General features: G+C 63.7%; 1 protein-coding gene. It reads left to right on the top strand.

What is annotated here, in order from left to right; all coding sequences use genetic code 11:
• Nucleotides 1-47 precede the first annotated feature (47 nt).
• Nucleotides 48-529, top strand: a 482-nt coding sequence (locus ACI3K3_RS25820) for an aminotransferase class III-fold pyridoxal phosphate-dependent enzyme (protein WP_404918986.1), incomplete at its 3' end; no start/stop codon positions are given.

Here is a 529-nt window from a genome sequence, read left to right as displayed (position 1 = left end):
AGGTGATGCACTTCGAGCACGCGTTCCACGGGCGCACCGGGTACACAATGTCGCTCACCAACACCGACCCGAACAAGGTCGCGCGCTTCCCGAAATTCGACTGGCCCCGAATTCCGTCTCCGTTCATCAGATCCGACGCGAACATGGACGAGCTCGAAGACGCATCGTTGACGGCCGCGCGGCTGGCCTTCGAAGCAAATCCGCACGACATCGCCTGCGCCATCATCGAACCCATCCAGGGCGAGGGCGGGGATCACCACTTCCGGCCCCGCTTCCTGCAGAAGCTGCGCGCACTCTGCCACGAGTTCGACGCACTGTTCGTCATGGACGAGGTGCAGACCGGAGCCGGAATGACCGGTACCGCATGGGCTTTCCAGCAGCTCGACGTCGTCCCGGATGTGGTCGCCTCCGGTAAGAAGGTCCAGGTCTGCGGCGTGATGGCGGGCGGTCGCGTCGACGACATCGACGACCACGTGTTCGCGGTCAGCTCCAGAATCAACTCGACATGGGGCGGCAGCCTCACCGACAT

This window comes from Novosphingobium sp. ZW T3_23, assembly GCF_044987305.1.
Classification (GTDB): Bacteria; Pseudomonadota; Alphaproteobacteria; order Sphingomonadales; family Sphingomonadaceae; genus Novosphingobium.
The sequence above is the reverse complement of the archived record's forward strand: the minus strand, read 5'-3'. Positions and strand labels throughout refer to the sequence as shown.